Raw genomic sequence first — 15,278 nt, 5'->3', positions numbered from 1 at the left:
ATCCTGCATAAACACGAAAAAGCCCCCTGGAAAGGGGGGCTTCGAAGGGATGAGTTATACGTGCACAGGTGTCTCGGTTTGGATTTCAGGCAGCGCCTGCAATCCCGCCGTATTCAGGAAGTTCCACGGCTTGTTGTAATGCGGCTGGAAGAAGAAATCGATAAAGGCCAGCTGGTCAATCGTCATCCGGTTCTGGATGCATACCGACAGCGTGTTGATCGACTGGGTCAAGTCTGCCTTGGAAATCACTTGGGCACCGATTACGCGGCGGGTTTCCGTCTCATATACGACCTTCAATGTTACCGATTCAGACGTAGGCATAAATTCCGGACGGTAATGATCGGTGATCGTTACGGCTTCGACCTGAAGTCCTTCATCCTTAGCGGCTCCTTCCGTCAGCCCAGTGGACGCGATGTTATGCTCATAAATTTTGAGGCCCGAGGTGCCTTGCGTCCCCATATAAGGGGTGGTGTGCTTCACCAAATTGCGGGCAACCAGCGTCCCCATCCGCACGGCGTTCGTCGCCAGCGGAATGTACATCATCTTGCCTGTCGGGTTATAGAGCACCGAGCAGCAATCGCCCGCTGCATAGACATCCGGCTTACTGGTCTGCATGTACGAGTTCACAACGATGGCTCCGTTGTCGAGCATGTCGACCTGTCCTTTAAACAGCCCTGTGTTCGGACGGAAGCCGATGCAGAGGATGACCAGATCCGTTTGGATTTCTCCCTTGTCGGTAATCACCTTGTTTACTTTGCCCTCCTCTCCCTGGAAGGAGGTTACCGTCTGACCGAGTGCCAGCTCAATTCCTTTTTCCCGGAAAGAATTCTCGATCTGATCACTGAATTCACGGTCCAAATATTTGTTCAGAATGCGGTCAGCGCTGTCGATCAGCGTAACCTGCTTGCCGTTTTGCTGAAAGGCCTCGACCAGCTCGACGCCGATATACCCGGCACCTACGACGGTGATATGCTTCGCATGACGCGCTTTTTCGATAATCGTATTGGAATGGCGGTAATTCTTCGAGAGCAGGATATTGTCCAGGTCAATGCCCTCAAGTTTCGGAACGATCGGCCAAGAGCCGGTCGTAATGATCAGCTTGTCGTACGTATCGTCAAAGGTTTCGGACGTGACCAGATTGCGCACCTTAAGGGTTTTGCGGTCGGTATCAACCGATACGATCTCGTGGCGCATCTTGGTGTCGACGCCCAGCTCTTCGAGCTTTTCCGGCGAGGAATAGAATAATCCATCCGGATCCTTCACGACGCCTCCGACATACAGTGCAATGCCGCACGATAAAAAGGAAATATTGTCATTGCGTTCATAAACGGTAATCTGTGCATCTGGATACAGCTTGGCGGTATTTACAATGGCAGACGTTCCTGCATGGGTACAACCAATAACGGCAACTTTCATGGTTTTTCCTCCTCCAAAGTAAAGCTTGTATTTGTTTAAGATGATCTGTTTGGCATGGAATCATGCTTGGTAACCGTTGATGCCATTTTGATCCGATGCCCAAGCTCGTTTGTGAATTAATTCACTTGGACTATGGTTTCATTATAATGTGATTTTATTCACATTTCAATAGGCTTTTGAAATAGCCACACTTTGTTCACAAATTCACAATCTTGTTGTGACTCATTCCATTGATTCTTATGATTGCGCAAACGGCAGACTGTTATTCCGATTTTGAGACTGGATAAAAGGGAATGAACGAGCTGGCTTCAGAGCATACTAATTCGGTCGTTTCCGCCAGGTACGTTTGACACCGAAGCCAGATGTTTTGAAAGGGGCTGCACAGCAAATAACAGGACTGCAGTGACCGGATCGTCCAGCTAGATCCCGGCACTTACAGCCCTGCTCTTCGCATTCGCAAAACTCTCGAAATCTTTAATCCAGCAGCGATTCAATTGCGCTTCTCATCGATTCAGGGCTCTCCCGCGGCTCAAACCGCTGCACGACTTGACCCTCCCGATCTACAAGAAACTTGGTGAAGTTCCAGGCAATCTCTCCGTTTCCTTCAGGACCTGGCTGCTGAGACTTCAAATATTGAAAGAGCGGATGGGCTTCTTCCCCGTTTACATCAATCTTCCCGAAAATCTTGAACGTTACGCCGTAATTCAATTGGCAGAACGATTCCGCTTCCTCGCTTGAACCCGGCTCCTGTCCTCCGAACTGGTTGCAAGGAAAGCCTAGCACCTCCAGACCTCTGGACTTGTACTGCTCATATAACTCCTGAAGCTCCCCGTACTGCGGAGTCAGCCCGCATTGGCTGGCCGTGTTCGCAATAAGCAGCACATTGCCCTTATAATCCTCAAGCGAAATGGCTTTGCCTTGTGTATCGACGGCTTGATAATCATAGATTGACATCATTCATTCCCTCCTCTATAGTGCGACCCTGTTTGGATTACGCTGATCCGGCGTGCACCATCTATTCCTCATCATACCTGAAATCATGGGGTGAACCAAATTTCCATACCTCGGACTGATACCCAAATGAAAACATTTGTATTATGATAATTTTATATGGGCAGGCGAGGAACATTCACAGCCTGTTTTGCCGTCCGTGCAGGTCTTCAGTTTCGTCCTATCCCTTCCCGGGAATGGGATTGGATGGGCGTACCCTGCTGCAGCATGGAGCTGCCATTTCACATGTAAGCGAGGAAGAAGCATGAAATTGTACCCAGAAATGTTTTTATCCCCTTGGCATCTCATTGTCCTCCTCTTTGTCCTGATTGCATGGGTAGGACTTATGATTGGCCGTTACGACCGGAAAACCATACTGCGCAGTACCGGCCTCACGGCTTTGGTATTTTATTTTATCGTGACGATTCCCGTGGGTCTGATCACCCAAGACTCCTTGTATAAGCAAGAAACGATGCTGGCCGAGCTGGACCAGAGTTTCGCGGAACAGAAGGAGAAATCCAGTTTGATGAGCGTCCAGGATCATATCATGGTTTATGTCGGAGCTTACAAAAATGATGATGGTGCCGATATTCTCGTCTATGCCGGCAATTACCACAGCAGCGAAACATTCACCGGCAATATAAAAGTTTCCGTTTACGATAAGGACAAAGAAGACGTATTTGCTAAAACTTACGAGCACGTGACGCTCGCACCCGGGGAGAAGAAGGAGCTCGACACGACATATACAAGTCAGCCGATGGATACCTACTACATCCAATACGAAGCGCAGCCCTAGGGCTGCGCTTCTGTGATCTCATATGGGGCGCAGCGACGACAGGTATTCTCGACACGTGCGATCATGTCAAACACCACACATGCAACCGACAAGCTTTATGCTCACTACTCACTAAAGAAGTTTATTTTGCGCGATCATCCATCCGTCAATTGGTGAAGCGTACGGGAACAGAATAGCTGCTTCCGCTCAGCATTACAGCTACTGACCCTTTGACAAATCGATCTCCGATTCCGGGGTGTGCCGGGCTGGTCTGTACGGTTCAGGCGCCGGTGGCAAATTCTTGGCATCGCGGTTCTTCCGCAATCGGCGAACCCCAAGATAGATCAGACCATATAGGGGCAGAAGCATGAAGGACATGGCTATGAGATTCCCGGACATCATGTAGGACGGATCGGTTTCGACATCCGAAAAGTCCACAAAAAAGAATGAAACAAGTGAAGCCAAGGAAAAAATAATCATCTGCAGCCAGCGCATCCATTTCACTAAGGTAAAGAACAATATGCACGAGCACCCGAATAATACAGTCGTGTACCCGTAATTATTCGGGTCAATCGAGCCGTTCTCGGCCAATCTTACCAGCCAAAAGCCGATGGCGAATTGAACCGGGAATACGAGCCAAGCCAGCTTGCCGACCCCGCGAAAGGCGGATTTCCTTTTTCTCAGCTCCTCCTCGTATTCCAGACGCTTCATCTCATGCTCAAGCTCTTCCAATTCGGCTTCCGTATACTCGCGATGCTGCTCCTCTTCGATTAGCTGTTCCATGTACGGACGGAAGTCACGCTCGATATTCCCGTCAAATTCCGCTGCCTTCAAATCCTCATCGCTCCGCAGCTGCTGCGGCACCGATGCATCACGGAAATCATGGATGACGAGCGAGGTAAGGTATAACGGTATATTTCTTCGGCCCATGGCCTCCAGCCAGCGGTTCGCGTCCATCGGATCCAGGAACGGAACGGCGATGGCCCGCTCCCCCATTCCGCTTCGGGCAATCAGGTACAGGACCGGCATCAATTCGAACATCGCGCTTTTTTCCATCATTTTGGTTTTCTTATAAGCATAGCTGTATTGGAGCACGTAACGGCCATAGTACATCTCCACCACATCGGTCAGGAAGACGCTCCCTTGCTCCGATTCTCCCGTAGCCGAATCCCACAGCTCGTATTCAACGCGATCCTCATACAGCGCGAATCGGTCCAGATGCGTATTGGCCCACACCTGATTTCTCAGGCTTTTCAACAATTTGACCAACATGATCATTCCGACAGGCACGGCCAGCAAGCTAAGCCAGGTCCAGACGGAAGGCCAGCGAAGCAGAAGAATTACCGGGCCGACGATCAGCCCAAGGCCGATCAGTATGCCGATCGTATACGCCTCAAACGTCAGCACCCAGTAAAAGGGCTGCATCTTGGGCTTTTTCTGCTCATGAATCAACAGCGACATGCAGGCAACTCCTTTGTCTTCAACGATTGAATATCATCCTTTATGTATAAATGCTCTAACCTTTATAATACGGCAAAATCCTTTCCAAGAGGAGATGAATTTAGGCCCTATTTTAGGAAGCTCCATGTATATCTATCGGACAAAGATGGCGGTAAATCAAAAAAAGCCTTCCCCGGCATCACCTGCCGGAGAAGACCTATGACGCTCTTTGAAAATGCCTAAGCCTAGCGTTTCTGGGCCAGCTTGACGAGGAGATGAGCCAGCTTGTGCTGCTCCTCTGGTGTGCCCACCTTCCACAATTCCTGAAGAAGCTTCTCCTCCGAATTTCTAGGCTCTTCGTTTGCAGCCAGATAGCCGGCCACCTTTTCCGCCGCCTGGGCAAGCTGCTCCTCATTCAATCCGATGCTCTCGGCCAGCTGAATTCGCTTGTTCAAATAGGCCTGAAACGAGTCGAAATCAGCCAGGATCCGCTCCTTCTCCTTATCGTCAATCCGATCTATCGCGTCATCGACCTTACTTACATCGAGCTCACCGTTCTTGTTCACGACATGATTATGTTCAGACATGATAACGCCTCCTTGTGATTGGATTAGATAACGATCAGTTATTAACCGCAAGGCCTGCAAATGAACCACCGGATGGCGTTAACGGCCGCGCCGTCCACCGCTCCGGCCGCGTCCTCCCCGGCTGCCGGAGCCGCGGCTGCCGCCCTGGTTGGCCTGGCCACGGGCGGGGCTGCCGCTGCGGCCGCCGGATCTTGCCGATCCACGGCCGGCACCGCCTTGGCTCTTGCTCTGCCCACGGCTGCGCTCTTCCGCGCCTGCACGTCTCCCGGGCCCGCCGCTCTCTTCCCTGCGTGGCTGCTCCGCTCTCCCCTTGGCTTGGGAGCGGCCTCCCCGGCCATCGGCGCTGCCGCCGCCTCCCCGGGAGCTGCGGTCCGACTGGCCGCGGCGTGCCGAGCCCGTTCCGCCTTCTCTTCGCCCGCCGCCTTGCCCCCGCTCACGGTCAGACTCAAGCGAAGAGACATGTCTAGCTTTTCTCGGACGGCCGGACTCCATACCCGCATTGTTCGCGCGCTCCTCCTGGACGTTCCCCTCGTGTGCGTCATAGCGCACCCGCTTCAAGCGAAGCGAGATGCCCTCCTCGATCCGCGCCAGGTCCGAACGGTCCTTGGCAGCCATAAAGGTCACTGCCATTCCGCTGCCTCCCGCGCGCCCCGTCCGGCCGATCCGGTGGATGTAACTTTCAACATCATGGGGCATATCGTAGTTAAAAACATGGGTAACCCCTTCCACATCCAGCCCCCGGGCTGCCACGTCCGTGGCGACCAAGAGCTGAAGCTTGGCTTCCCGAAACCGTTTCATGACCGCTTCACGCTTGGCTTGGGACAGATCACCGTGAAGCTCGTCCGATTCGTATCCGGCAGCAAGCAGGGCTTCGTTTAGAGCCGATGCCCGCCGCTTGGTACGGCAGAAGATGATGGCAAGAAACGGCCGGTAGCGCTCGATCATGGCCCGAAGGGCGTCCTGCTTGGACCGGTCGGTGCACTCGACAACCACCTGCTTGATCTGCTCCAACGGAATGGGGGATGCCCCTTTTATAACAATATCTTCAGGTTTATTCATGTAACGAGCCGCAAGCTGCTTCACCCCTGCAGGCATCGTAGCCGAGAAGAGCATCGTCTGGCGTCGGTATGGAAGGGCATCGATCAGCGCCTCCACTTCGGCCAAAAAGCCCATATGCAGCATTTGATCCGCTTCATCGAGCACGAGCATTTTAACCCCGCCGAGCTCCAGTGTGCCGCGTCGCAGATGATCCAGCAGCCTTCCCGGCGTGCCGATAATCAAATGCCGGCCGCCCTCCAGCTTGCGCAGCTGCTTCTCGACATCCTGGCCGCCGTACACGGCCAATATTTTAATCCCGTCCGTTTCCCCTGCGGTCAGCTTCCGGGCTTCCTCCGTGATTTGGAGGGCCAATTCCCGGGTTGGCGCGATGATGAGCGCTTGCGGGAAAGGACGATTCGGATCGATATGCTGCAAAATCGGGAGCATAAAGGCCAGCGTTTTGCCGGTTCCGGTCCGCGCCCGGGCAATGACATCCTTCCCTTCAAGCAGCAGCGGAATCGTCTCCTGCTGCACCGGCGTCGGTACCGCGATTCCCTGCTCCTTCAATTTTCTCACTCTCTGCTCGTCAATGCCCAGCTGTTGAAAGTTCGGCAAACGTTCCACCTCATTTAAGTATTTTTCGCTATTGAATCGTATTAAGAAACTGACAAACGACCCTGTCTTTGGTAATGTCAATATTAGAAGATTCATCCCACCACGGCAAGGAGGTGTCCCGAATGAATCCGCTCCAGCTCATAGTCACTGTACTCGTTCTGCTGATCCTGCTCACCTTGATTAACATGATGATGAATTATGTTTCAAGACGGGACGGGGAGCCGCCCGTCCCCCTTAAGAGAAAGCTGTGGCTTGTTCCGCTTCTCGCAGCCTTTATCATTGTGCCGATCGAGCTGTTCTCCATCCTGTATGCACTCCTGTTCCGGGTGACCGATTCTGCGGGACAGATGCTTGCCTATAACAGCGGCGGCGTGCTGCTAAGCCTGCCCCTGCTGCTCTTGATCGGGTTCCTGATCTTTGAAGGCCTCGTGCACCCGATCATGATCACCCTGCTGCGCCTATGGCTGCGGCGGGACGCTTCCGTATACGTCAAGCAGACCGTCACCGTGATCACCGATTCGATCCTGATTTACGCACTCGCGTCGGTGATCCCTGCCGTTCCGGTCGGCAGCTGGCTCCATGCGCTCATCATCGCCGTATTCTATCATCTCATAGAATGGGTCCTGATCGGCATTCAGGCTTGGATCCAGCAGCGTAAACGGGCCAAAGCCGCGGCCCCTGGCTAAACAGCCTTGATAAGCCCACGGCTAGAAACGGCCCGATTTAAAGATCGAATACAGCAGCCATGCCACCATGAGCAGCGCCACGATGAACCCGACCTCGATCACCGGGAAATTCCATAGCATCATGGGCTCCCGGCTCAAGGAGGAACCGATGATAAGTCCAACCATAATGATGCTGAAGGCCAGCAACACGATGCTGAATGAGAGCCGGTTGCTGATCTGGTCCAGCTTCCGCATCAGCTGCTGCAGCTCCGGCACGCTGATTTCCACCCGGAGCTTTCCTTTGCTGATCAAGGCCGACAGCTGCCTGGCCTGTCCGGGCAAATCCAGCAGACTTTCTGCAAGCCCCGCCAATCCGTCCAGCACCTTCCTTCCAATCCTGCGCGAATTATAGCGCTCCTTCAGCAGCTTCCGTCCGAAAGGCTCCGCCATGTCGATGATGCTGATTTCCGGATCCAGCATTTCGATGACTCCTTCCAGCGTCAGCAGCGATTTGCCGAGCAGCGTCAAATCCGGCGGGAGCATAATCCGGTGCCGCTGGGCAACGGTGAACAGGTCGGTAAGCGCCTTCCCCAAGCGCACTTGAGAGAACGGCACGTCATAATATTCGCTCCGCAGCCGATCCATATCCGACCGCAAGGCGTCCATATCGCAATCATCGGGTATGAGTCCCATCTTGGAGATCGCGCGGATCATCCCTTCCGAATTTCGGCGCATCAAAGCAATGATCAGCCCCGAAAGATGATCCCTCATGTCCTCGCTCAACTGCCCGACAAGTCCAAAGTCCAGGAAGACGAGCTTTCCATCCTCGGCGACAAGCAAATTGCCCGGATGGGGATCGGCATGGAAAAAGCCTTCGATAAAAATCTGTTGAAGCATGCCGTCTATAAGATGCTCCGCAATCTCCTTCAGGTCATAGTTCTTTGCGGCCAGCTCCTGCCGGCGGCTAAGCGTAATGCCCTCCGCGAACTCCATCATCAGCACTTTCGAGGATGTATATTCCCAATATATCCGGGGAATACGGATATACTCATGGTCATCCAGCCGGGATGAAATCTTCTCAGCGTTACGTGCCTCGTGACTGTAATCCAGCTCCGCCATCATCGCTCTGGCAAATTCATCCACAATCCGGTCGACCCGGTACTGCTTCACCCAATCCCAGTGGCGCTCGGCGATCGAGATCATGTCCCGCAGGATTTCCAGATCGCGGCCGATCATCCTGGCCACACCCGGCCGCTGTACCTTGATCGCTACACGCTCACCGCTCTTCAGCAGGCCGGCATGCACCTGTCCGATTGAAGCGGCGGCAAGCGGCTTCTCTTCAAATTCCTGCAGTACATCATGTATCGGCATGCCCCATTCCTGCTCGATCAGCTCCCGCGCGCTGGCGGAAGAGAACGGAGGAACCCGCTCCTGCAGCTTGACCAATTCCTGGATAATATGGTCAGGCAGCAGATCCGATCTTGTGCTCGCTAATTGGCCCAGCTTCACGAATGCCGGTCCAAGATCCTCCAGCACCCTCCGAATCCGTTCCCCGAGCGTAACGGTCTCCGGCTGCTCCCTGGAGCTCCAGCGGACGGGCATCGACAGGACATGGAACAGTCCCATCTCCTCCACCATATAGCCAAAGCCATGGCGCATTAGCGCCATGGCGATTTCCCGGTAGCGTCCGGCATGCCTCATTCGGACCGCCATCTAATCCTGCTGCGGCCCTTCCAATTCCACGATTTTCCTCTCAAGGACAGCGATGCGCTGTTCCAGGCTCGCGACATCGGTTCCTTTCGGCACGTCCAGTTCGGACAGTACGCGCTGCACCTGTTCATAAATATACGTCTTGATCTGGGACTGCTCTTCCTCGCCGCGTTCGATGAGGCGATTCACCAGCGCTTTGGATTCTGTGGGCGCCAGCTCCCCGCGCTTAACCAGATCGTCCACGATTTTCTCGACTTTTTCTTTGCTGACAACGGTAAGGCCCAATCCTAACGAGATTGCTTTCTTAAAAAGATCACTCATGATTTTATCCCTCCCGATCTTGTCTGGTTCCATTATAACCGTTCGCGCTGGTAAAAACATCTATCCGCAAAGCTTCAGCACCCATGTCCTGTGAGCGCTCCCGGTTTATAGGCCGGCATTGTGAAAATTTAGATTCCAGCCGCTCCCCGGGTCAAATCCAGAGACGAACAAAGCCGTTTCGCTCTATAACTGTGCTGATGGGAAGTCGATCTTTGGATGTTGCAAAATCTCATATACTTAGAATTACCCGGATCCGGCCGTAAATATGAGAGCATGGATACCGATCTGTTAACGCCTAGTCGAGGAAAAGAAAACAGACCGACAGGGCATTGCCCCACGGTCTGCACGCTTTTCATAAGATCACTCAATCTTAATCGTTATAACGATCATCGTCATCGTCGTCATGATCATTATCGTCATGATCATTATCGTAACGGTCGTCTTGATCATCGTCATGATCGTCATCATGATCATCATCGTCGTGATCGTACTCGGACTTTACGATTTTCCCGCTCAGGGCGTTGACCTCGACTTCCATGCTGCCTTTGGAGGTCTTCACTTCAACGTCATAGATCCAGCGGTTATCGTCCTCATCCAGATCGACGTCAGTCACCGTGCCGCCTCCCGCATGCTTCAATGCAGCTGCAGCGGCCTGTCCTGCGCCGATCAAGCCGCTGGGATAACGATCGCGGTCATCATCAAAATCATCATCTCCATCATAGTGGTGGTGATATTCGAAAGTCCGCTTCCCGAGCGTTTTGCCGGTTGATGCGTCAATCCATAGCTTGGTGCCCCGATCACTTTGTTGGATGTACACCTTATAAGCGAGCTGTCCTTTATAGTGTACCAGATCGATATCTTTTACCGTTCCTTTGGCGACAGCCAGTGCAAGCTGCTCCGCCTTCTCGACACTGATCAGCTGCTTGCCCGTTTGCGCTGCAGTCGTCGTACCGGTGCTTGCACTTCCGTTCGAGCCCGCAGCCTGCACGGCATTATATCCGTATACGCCGCTTGCCGCTATAGCCACGGACAGCGCGCCGGCCCACAGTATTTTTTTCTTCATCTTGTTCTTTCCCATCGTAATAACCTCCTCATGTCTTATCGATCGTTCTCTTTACAATTTCATTATAACGCTCCAATATGAGAGCATTCAGAGAGAAAGATTAGAAAACGATGATAAATGATAAAAGAGGTTGTTCAAAAGATCGTCTTTTGATCACGAAGTGAAATCAAGAAGTAACTCGTCTGATCCATTCCCTAATCATCCCACGTTACGGTCATAATCTTGCCGGTAATGGCATGAACCTGGATCGTGGCTTCCCGCCCATCGCTCTTCTCAATTTCGACCAGATAATAACGAACGCCGTCATCCTCGCGGTATTCGATATCCTCGATCGTCCCGGGAACCTTAGCAAGCGATACCTTCTCGGCGTGCTCCCTCGTGATCATCCGCATCGGCGGATTCTCTGGTTCGGTGCCTTCGCCATCGTCAGAGTCCTCCGGGGTTCCGCCTGACCCCTCCCCATTCGGCTCCGAAGGTGGTTTACTCCCCTGGCCTTGTCCCTGACCCTCGCTCTGACCCGTCCCGCGGTTATCCGGATCAGGAGGCTCGGGCTGCTGTCCGGTCGGATCCTGATTGCCAGACCCGCCCTTTCCCTTCTCCAGCTGTTCGATCGACACAATGCTGCCTTCGCGAGCATCCACAGCCAAATCATATTTGCCTTGATCGGACACCAGCTGAACCCGGTACACATCGCCGTCCAGCGCTGTATCCGTTATCGTCCCATTTGGGTAGAGAGTTTCCACTTTACCTATAATTTCATCCTCGCTCATACGCTCGGACGAAACACTGAACGGCTTCCACAGCAGCGTACCGGCCACCACGACGACGACCAGCAGAAGACCGCCCGTCAGCATCCCCATTTGTTTTCGCATCCCAATCACCTCGGGTAGATTCTGTTCATTAACGCAAGTATACCGCAGCAAGGTTAGAAATCGATGAGAAACAAAAGGGCGTTTAACCTTGACCTCGGGTCCCGGAAGGCTGCAGCCGGATCGTGGCGGTGGTGCCGACTCCCGGCAGGCTTTCGAGCTCCAGTTCTGCCCCGACGGCCTCTGCAATCTCCTTCGCCAGCGACAAGCCGAGGCCTGCTCCGCCGGTCTTCCTGCCGCGAGCTTCATCGACACGGTAGAAACGGTCAAACACATGCTCCAAATCTTCCTTCGATATGCCGATTCCCCGGTCAATGACCCGAATATATACCCCGGGCGGCTTCCTTCCGACTTCGATGACGATCGACTCATCGCTGTACTTGCGGGCATTATCAAGGAGGATGAACAGCAGCTGCTTCAGCCTGCGGCTGTCCGTCCAGGCGTGCACCTCGCCTTCAGCGCGGACGTCAACCTTCCGACTGTAGGCATCCCGGATCGCACGCGCCGATCCGTTTGCCAGCTCGGAGAGCTCCACGGATTCCATCTCGATCTTCCATGAATCCTGATTCCTCGCCAGCAGCAGCAGCTGCTCGGTCATCTCCTTCATTCGGATCGCTTCCGAATGGATCGCTTCCACCGACTCCTGAAACAGCTCCGGCCGCTCAAGTCCTCTGCGCTTCAGCAGACTGGCATAGCTCTCGATAATCGTAAGCGGGGTCTTCAGCTCGTGCGAGGCGTTGGATACGAACTGCTCCTGCTTCTCATGATTGCTCTCGAGCAGCGTGATCATATCATTGAATGCCGCTCCCATCTCCGTCAGCTCGTTTTTCGGCTGCTCCTTAAGCTCGATCCGGCGGAACCGTCCGCTCTCGCGGATATCCTTCATCGTGCGGGTGAGCGCCGTTATCGGCTGCATAATCAAGCGGCCCAGCACGCGGGTCGACACGACGATCGGAATCAGGCCGATGGCCGTGACGGCCACGAGCACGACACGAAGCGCCTTCAGAATATCCATCGTTGGAGCAAGCGTGCGTGCAAGCTGAATATTGTTAACCGAGCCGTCCGGCCAAATGACCGGGATCGAGGCGAATGCGTACGTTTCCCCTTGGATCGTGATCAGCCGCACCTGCTCCCTTGTATCATACGGCTCATCAAGGCCGTCCAGCTCCACGCCTGGCGCCGTCGTCAACCGCTGGGGGCTGCTGTTATCGGGCATGACCACCTTGATCCCTGCGCCAGCCGGAACATAGCTGCGCTGCAAGTCGGCGAGCGGGACGGATTTCGCGGCCTCCACCATATTACCGGCGATCTGCACGGCTTCGGCCTTCGTCTGCTTAAGCTGGCTATCCACCGTCATCCGGCTGAATACAAAGTAAACCAAAATATTCATGACGATCAGAATGACCGCCATAAGTACCGATGAATACAGATGAATTCGGCTGCTCAGCTTCATGGGCTGTCCTTCAGCACATAGCCGACGCCGCGGACGGTATGAATCAGATCGGGCAGGCCGTCAAGATCGATTTTCTTCCGCACATAACGTATGTACACATCGACGACATTCGTATCGCCGTAATAATCGTATCCCCATACCGCCGCCAGAATTTGCTCGCGGTTCAGCACCTGCCGTTGATTTTTGAGCAGGTAAACGAGCAGATCGAATTCTCGGGGCGTCAGCTCGATCTTCGTTCCGGCCCTGACGACCTCGCGCGTTCCTTCATGGAGCTTAAGGTCACCGGCGGAAAGCCATTCTCCTCCCGGCTCATTGTCGTTCTGGCGCGTCCCCTGAAGGCGAAGCGCTGCCCGGATTCTGGCGAGGAGCTCCTCGATCTGAAACGGCTTCGTGATATAATCGTTAGCCCCCAGATCAAGACCCGACACCTTATCCTCAACCGAGCTCTTGGCGGTGAGCAGCAGCACCGCCGTGTGCGTATCCTGGCTCCGGATGCGCCTCAGCAGCTCGATGCCGCTCATGCCCGGCAGCATGACGTCTAACAGAATCAGATCGAAGGACCCGCTTCGATATACGCTCAGCGCATCCAGTCCGTTATCCGCTTTGGCAACCTCATAGCCCTCGCTCTCCAGCTCAATTTCCAGCAGACGGGATATTTTAGCTTCATCTTCGACGATTAAAATCTTCCCGTTGTTCATCCAATCCCTCCTACAGGCATGCTCCGTATGATTTAGCCCGGAACGCGCGCCGCCCATTTGGCGGCCTGCGTGATGAGCCTCCGAAGCTGCGGCTGAAGGAAGCTCGGCTCATGATGGCCCGGCATGACAAAGACCACCCGGCCGATTCCGTACGTATGGCACCAAGCGGCCGGCCACTGCTGACCTTCATACTCGTAGTGCAGCAGCACCGTTTTTTCCGTAAACGGGCTAAAGGTGAAGCGATACGGTTCCTCATCCAATACAAACGGCTCCACGCCTTCCGTAATATCAAGATCGTTCTCGGCGGGAACGAAATACAGCTTATCCATCGGCGGATGGCCGTCAAACCGCGCTCCGATGAGCTGGGCCAGCTCATACCGGTTAGCCAGCGTAATGCCGTTATGAATGACAAGCAGGCCGCCGCCGCCGCTGACATAGGACAGCAGGCCCGCCGTCTGCCGGGGAGATACGCGTTCATCCCACAAGTCGCTGTAGGCAATGCACAGCTCATAGGGATACAGATTGCTCTCGTGGAGCATTTTATGATTTTCGGTGCATTGCACCGTGAACATGTCGTTTAAAAGATGTGTTACTTGTTTATCGATCCCTTGGAGCGGGTGAAACTTGGGGTGGGTATAGCTGCCTAGCAGCAGTGCTTTTCTTTTATCCATGGGGCATCCTCCTATTTACTACTTACAATATTACACGCGATGGTCCATTACATGCACGAGCCTAAGAATCAATCCGGAAGACACGCCCGTCTCCCTCCCCTATCATGCCATTAATTCGCTGATTGGGCAAAATATCGACCGAGCTCGACCATCATGCTGCCCATGCGCTCATCTTCGGGGACAAGCAGGCGCGTGATCCCTTCCTCGCGCAGCCCCTGCGCCGTTACCTTGCCGACGGCAACGGCGATCACTGGCCCGCGGAATGCCTCCAGCACCGCTTCGAGCTTGCCGTGATCCTTGGCGAAATCAGCCAGAAACCGGAATTGCGGCGCACTGGTGAACGCAACGGCATCCACCTTGCCCTGGATAATTTCGTCCACCAGCAACGAGATGTCTTCCTCCCGCGGCGGTATATGCTTATACGGCAAGATCGGCTCCACCTGAGCGCCCCGGCTCTCCAGCCATTCCACAAGCTTAGGCGCGGATTCGCCATGCAGCTGGAGGATGACGCGCTGGCCTGCCAGATCAAACGGCGCAAGCGCCCGAATGAGGCCGGATGTGCTGCCGTCATCATCTCTTACGATGGGCGTAAGCCCTCTTTTTTTCAACGCGTTCACCGTTTTGTAACCGCGCGCGGCAATGGTTGTTTGCGTAAGCGTTGCATTCAACCGGTCCAAAGTGCCCATCTGCTCCGCCATATCATAGATGGCCTCAAGGCCAATGCCCGTCGTAAATATCGCCCATGGCGGTGCGGGCTCTTTAAGCCAATCCTCAATCGATTCACGCAGTACCTCATCATCCAAAAAAACCGTTCCCTGTGCCGGACGAATCAGCGGGGTTCCCCCCATCTTCTCCACCAGCTTTGCCATTTCCTCCGCTTTGCGGGGGCCGGCCAGGGCCACAACCCGATCTTTCATATGCTGTGCCATTATTTTGCCTCGCTCTCCTAGAGTGTGCAGGTTCTGCC

Annotated in this window: 15 protein-coding genes; 2 read left to right on the top strand and 13 right to left on the bottom strand. The window is 54.1% G+C overall.

Features of this window, described 5'->3' with window-relative positions; genetic code table 11:
- Positions 1-54: 54 nt before the first annotated feature.
- Both NSQ46_RS01795 and NSQ46_RS01790 read right to left on the bottom strand, forming a co-directional pair.
- The gene (locus NSQ46_RS01795; RefSeq protein ID WP_342576203.1) at positions 55-1,416 is read right to left on the bottom strand and encodes an FAD-dependent oxidoreductase; all 1,362 of its coding nucleotides are present in this window, start codon (positions 1,414-1,416) and stop codon (positions 55-57) included.
- 474 nt (positions 1,417-1,890) lie between these two features.
- The gene (locus NSQ46_RS01790) at positions 1,891-2,370 is read right to left on the bottom strand and encodes a glutathione peroxidase (protein WP_341342660.1); all 480 of its coding nucleotides are present in this window, start codon (positions 2,368-2,370) and stop codon (positions 1,891-1,893) included.
- Between the two features lie 301 nt (positions 2,371-2,671).
- On the opposite strand from NSQ46_RS01790, the gene NSQ46_RS01785 reads away from it, so the two are divergent.
- Positions 2,672-3,202 (top strand): hypothetical protein, encoded by a 531-nt coding sequence (locus tag NSQ46_RS01785; RefSeq protein ID WP_341342523.1) that lies wholly within the window; start codon positions 2,672-2,674, stop codon positions 3,200-3,202.
- 198 nt (positions 3,203-3,400) lie between these two features.
- Here NSQ46_RS01785 and NSQ46_RS01780 read toward each other — a convergent pair whose 3' ends face one another.
- The 3 genes from NSQ46_RS01780 to NSQ46_RS01770 all read right to left on the bottom strand — a co-directional run bounded on the left by NSQ46_RS01780 (position 3,401) and on the right by NSQ46_RS01770 (position 6,861).
- Entirely contained in the window at positions 3,401-4,642 is a 1,242-nt protein-coding gene (locus NSQ46_RS01780; RefSeq protein ID WP_341342524.1) for a hypothetical protein, read from the bottom strand.
- A 224-nt stretch (positions 4,643-4,866) separates the two neighbouring features.
- Positions 4,867-5,208 (bottom strand): DUF3243 domain-containing protein, encoded by a 342-nt coding sequence (locus tag NSQ46_RS01775; protein WP_007128839.1) that lies wholly within the window; start codon positions 5,206-5,208, stop codon positions 4,867-4,869.
- A 78-nt stretch (positions 5,209-5,286) separates the two neighbouring features.
- A complete protein-coding gene (locus NSQ46_RS01770) occupies positions 5,287-6,861 on the bottom strand; it encodes a DEAD/DEAH box helicase (protein WP_341342525.1) in 1,575 nt (524 codons plus the stop codon).
- Between the two features lie 122 nt (positions 6,862-6,983).
- On the opposite strand from NSQ46_RS01770, the gene NSQ46_RS01765 reads away from it, so the two are divergent.
- Positions 6,984-7,547 (top strand): hypothetical protein, encoded by a 564-nt coding sequence (locus NSQ46_RS01765; protein WP_007128841.1) that lies wholly within the window; start codon positions 6,984-6,986, stop codon positions 7,545-7,547.
- A 21-nt stretch (positions 7,548-7,568) separates the two neighbouring features.
- Here the strand turns inward: NSQ46_RS01765 and NSQ46_RS01760 are convergent, their stop codons facing one another.
- The 8 genes from NSQ46_RS01760 to NSQ46_RS01725 all read right to left on the bottom strand — a co-directional run bounded on the left by NSQ46_RS01760 (position 7,569) and on the right by NSQ46_RS01725 (position 15,240).
- Positions 7,569-9,239, bottom strand: a complete 1,671-nt coding sequence (locus NSQ46_RS01760; protein ID WP_341342526.1) for an AarF/ABC1/UbiB kinase family protein — start codon at positions 9,237-9,239, stop codon at positions 7,569-7,571.
- Positions 9,240-9,557 carry a phasin family protein gene (locus tag NSQ46_RS01755; RefSeq protein ID WP_007128843.1) on the bottom strand — a complete coding sequence of 106 codons (318 nt, stop codon included), beginning with the start codon at positions 9,555-9,557 and terminating at the stop codon, positions 9,240-9,242.
- A gap of 370 nt (positions 9,558-9,927) precedes the next feature.
- The gene (locus NSQ46_RS01750; protein ID WP_028404108.1) at positions 9,928-10,635 is read right to left on the bottom strand and encodes a PepSY domain-containing protein; all 708 of its coding nucleotides are present in this window, start codon (positions 10,633-10,635) and stop codon (positions 9,928-9,930) included.
- A gap of 179 nt (positions 10,636-10,814) precedes the next feature.
- Positions 10,815-11,492 carry a PepSY domain-containing protein gene (locus NSQ46_RS01745; protein WP_007128845.1) on the bottom strand — a complete coding sequence of 226 codons (678 nt, stop codon included), beginning with the start codon at positions 11,490-11,492 and terminating at the stop codon, positions 10,815-10,817.
- A gap of 82 nt (positions 11,493-11,574) precedes the next feature.
- Entirely contained in the window at positions 11,575-12,942 is a 1,368-nt protein-coding gene (locus NSQ46_RS01740) for a HAMP domain-containing sensor histidine kinase (RefSeq protein WP_210094026.1), read from the bottom strand.
- On the bottom strand, positions 12,939-13,640 hold the full coding sequence (locus NSQ46_RS01735; RefSeq protein WP_341342527.1) for a response regulator transcription factor: 702 nt from the start codon (positions 13,638-13,640) through the stop codon (positions 12,939-12,941). Before NSQ46_RS01735 ends, NSQ46_RS01740 begins: the two co-directional genes overlap by 4 nt.
- Positions 13,641-13,672: 32 nt before the next feature.
- Positions 13,673-14,311 (bottom strand): ThuA domain-containing protein, encoded by a 639-nt coding sequence (locus NSQ46_RS01730; RefSeq protein WP_210094028.1) that lies wholly within the window; start codon positions 14,309-14,311, stop codon positions 13,673-13,675.
- Positions 14,312-14,421: 110 nt separating this feature from the next.
- Positions 14,422-15,240, bottom strand: coding sequence for a uroporphyrinogen-III synthase (locus NSQ46_RS01725; RefSeq protein ID WP_342576195.1), 819 nt, complete (start codon positions 15,238-15,240; stop codon positions 14,422-14,424).
- Between the last annotated feature and the right edge of the window lie 38 nt (positions 15,241-15,278).

Source organism: Paenibacillus sp. FSL M8-0142, assembly GCF_038597315.1.
Classification (GTDB): domain Bacteria; phylum Bacillota; class Bacilli; order Paenibacillales; family Paenibacillaceae; genus Paenibacillus_AQ; species Paenibacillus_AQ lactis.
This window is presented reverse-complemented; position numbering and strand designations above follow the sequence as displayed.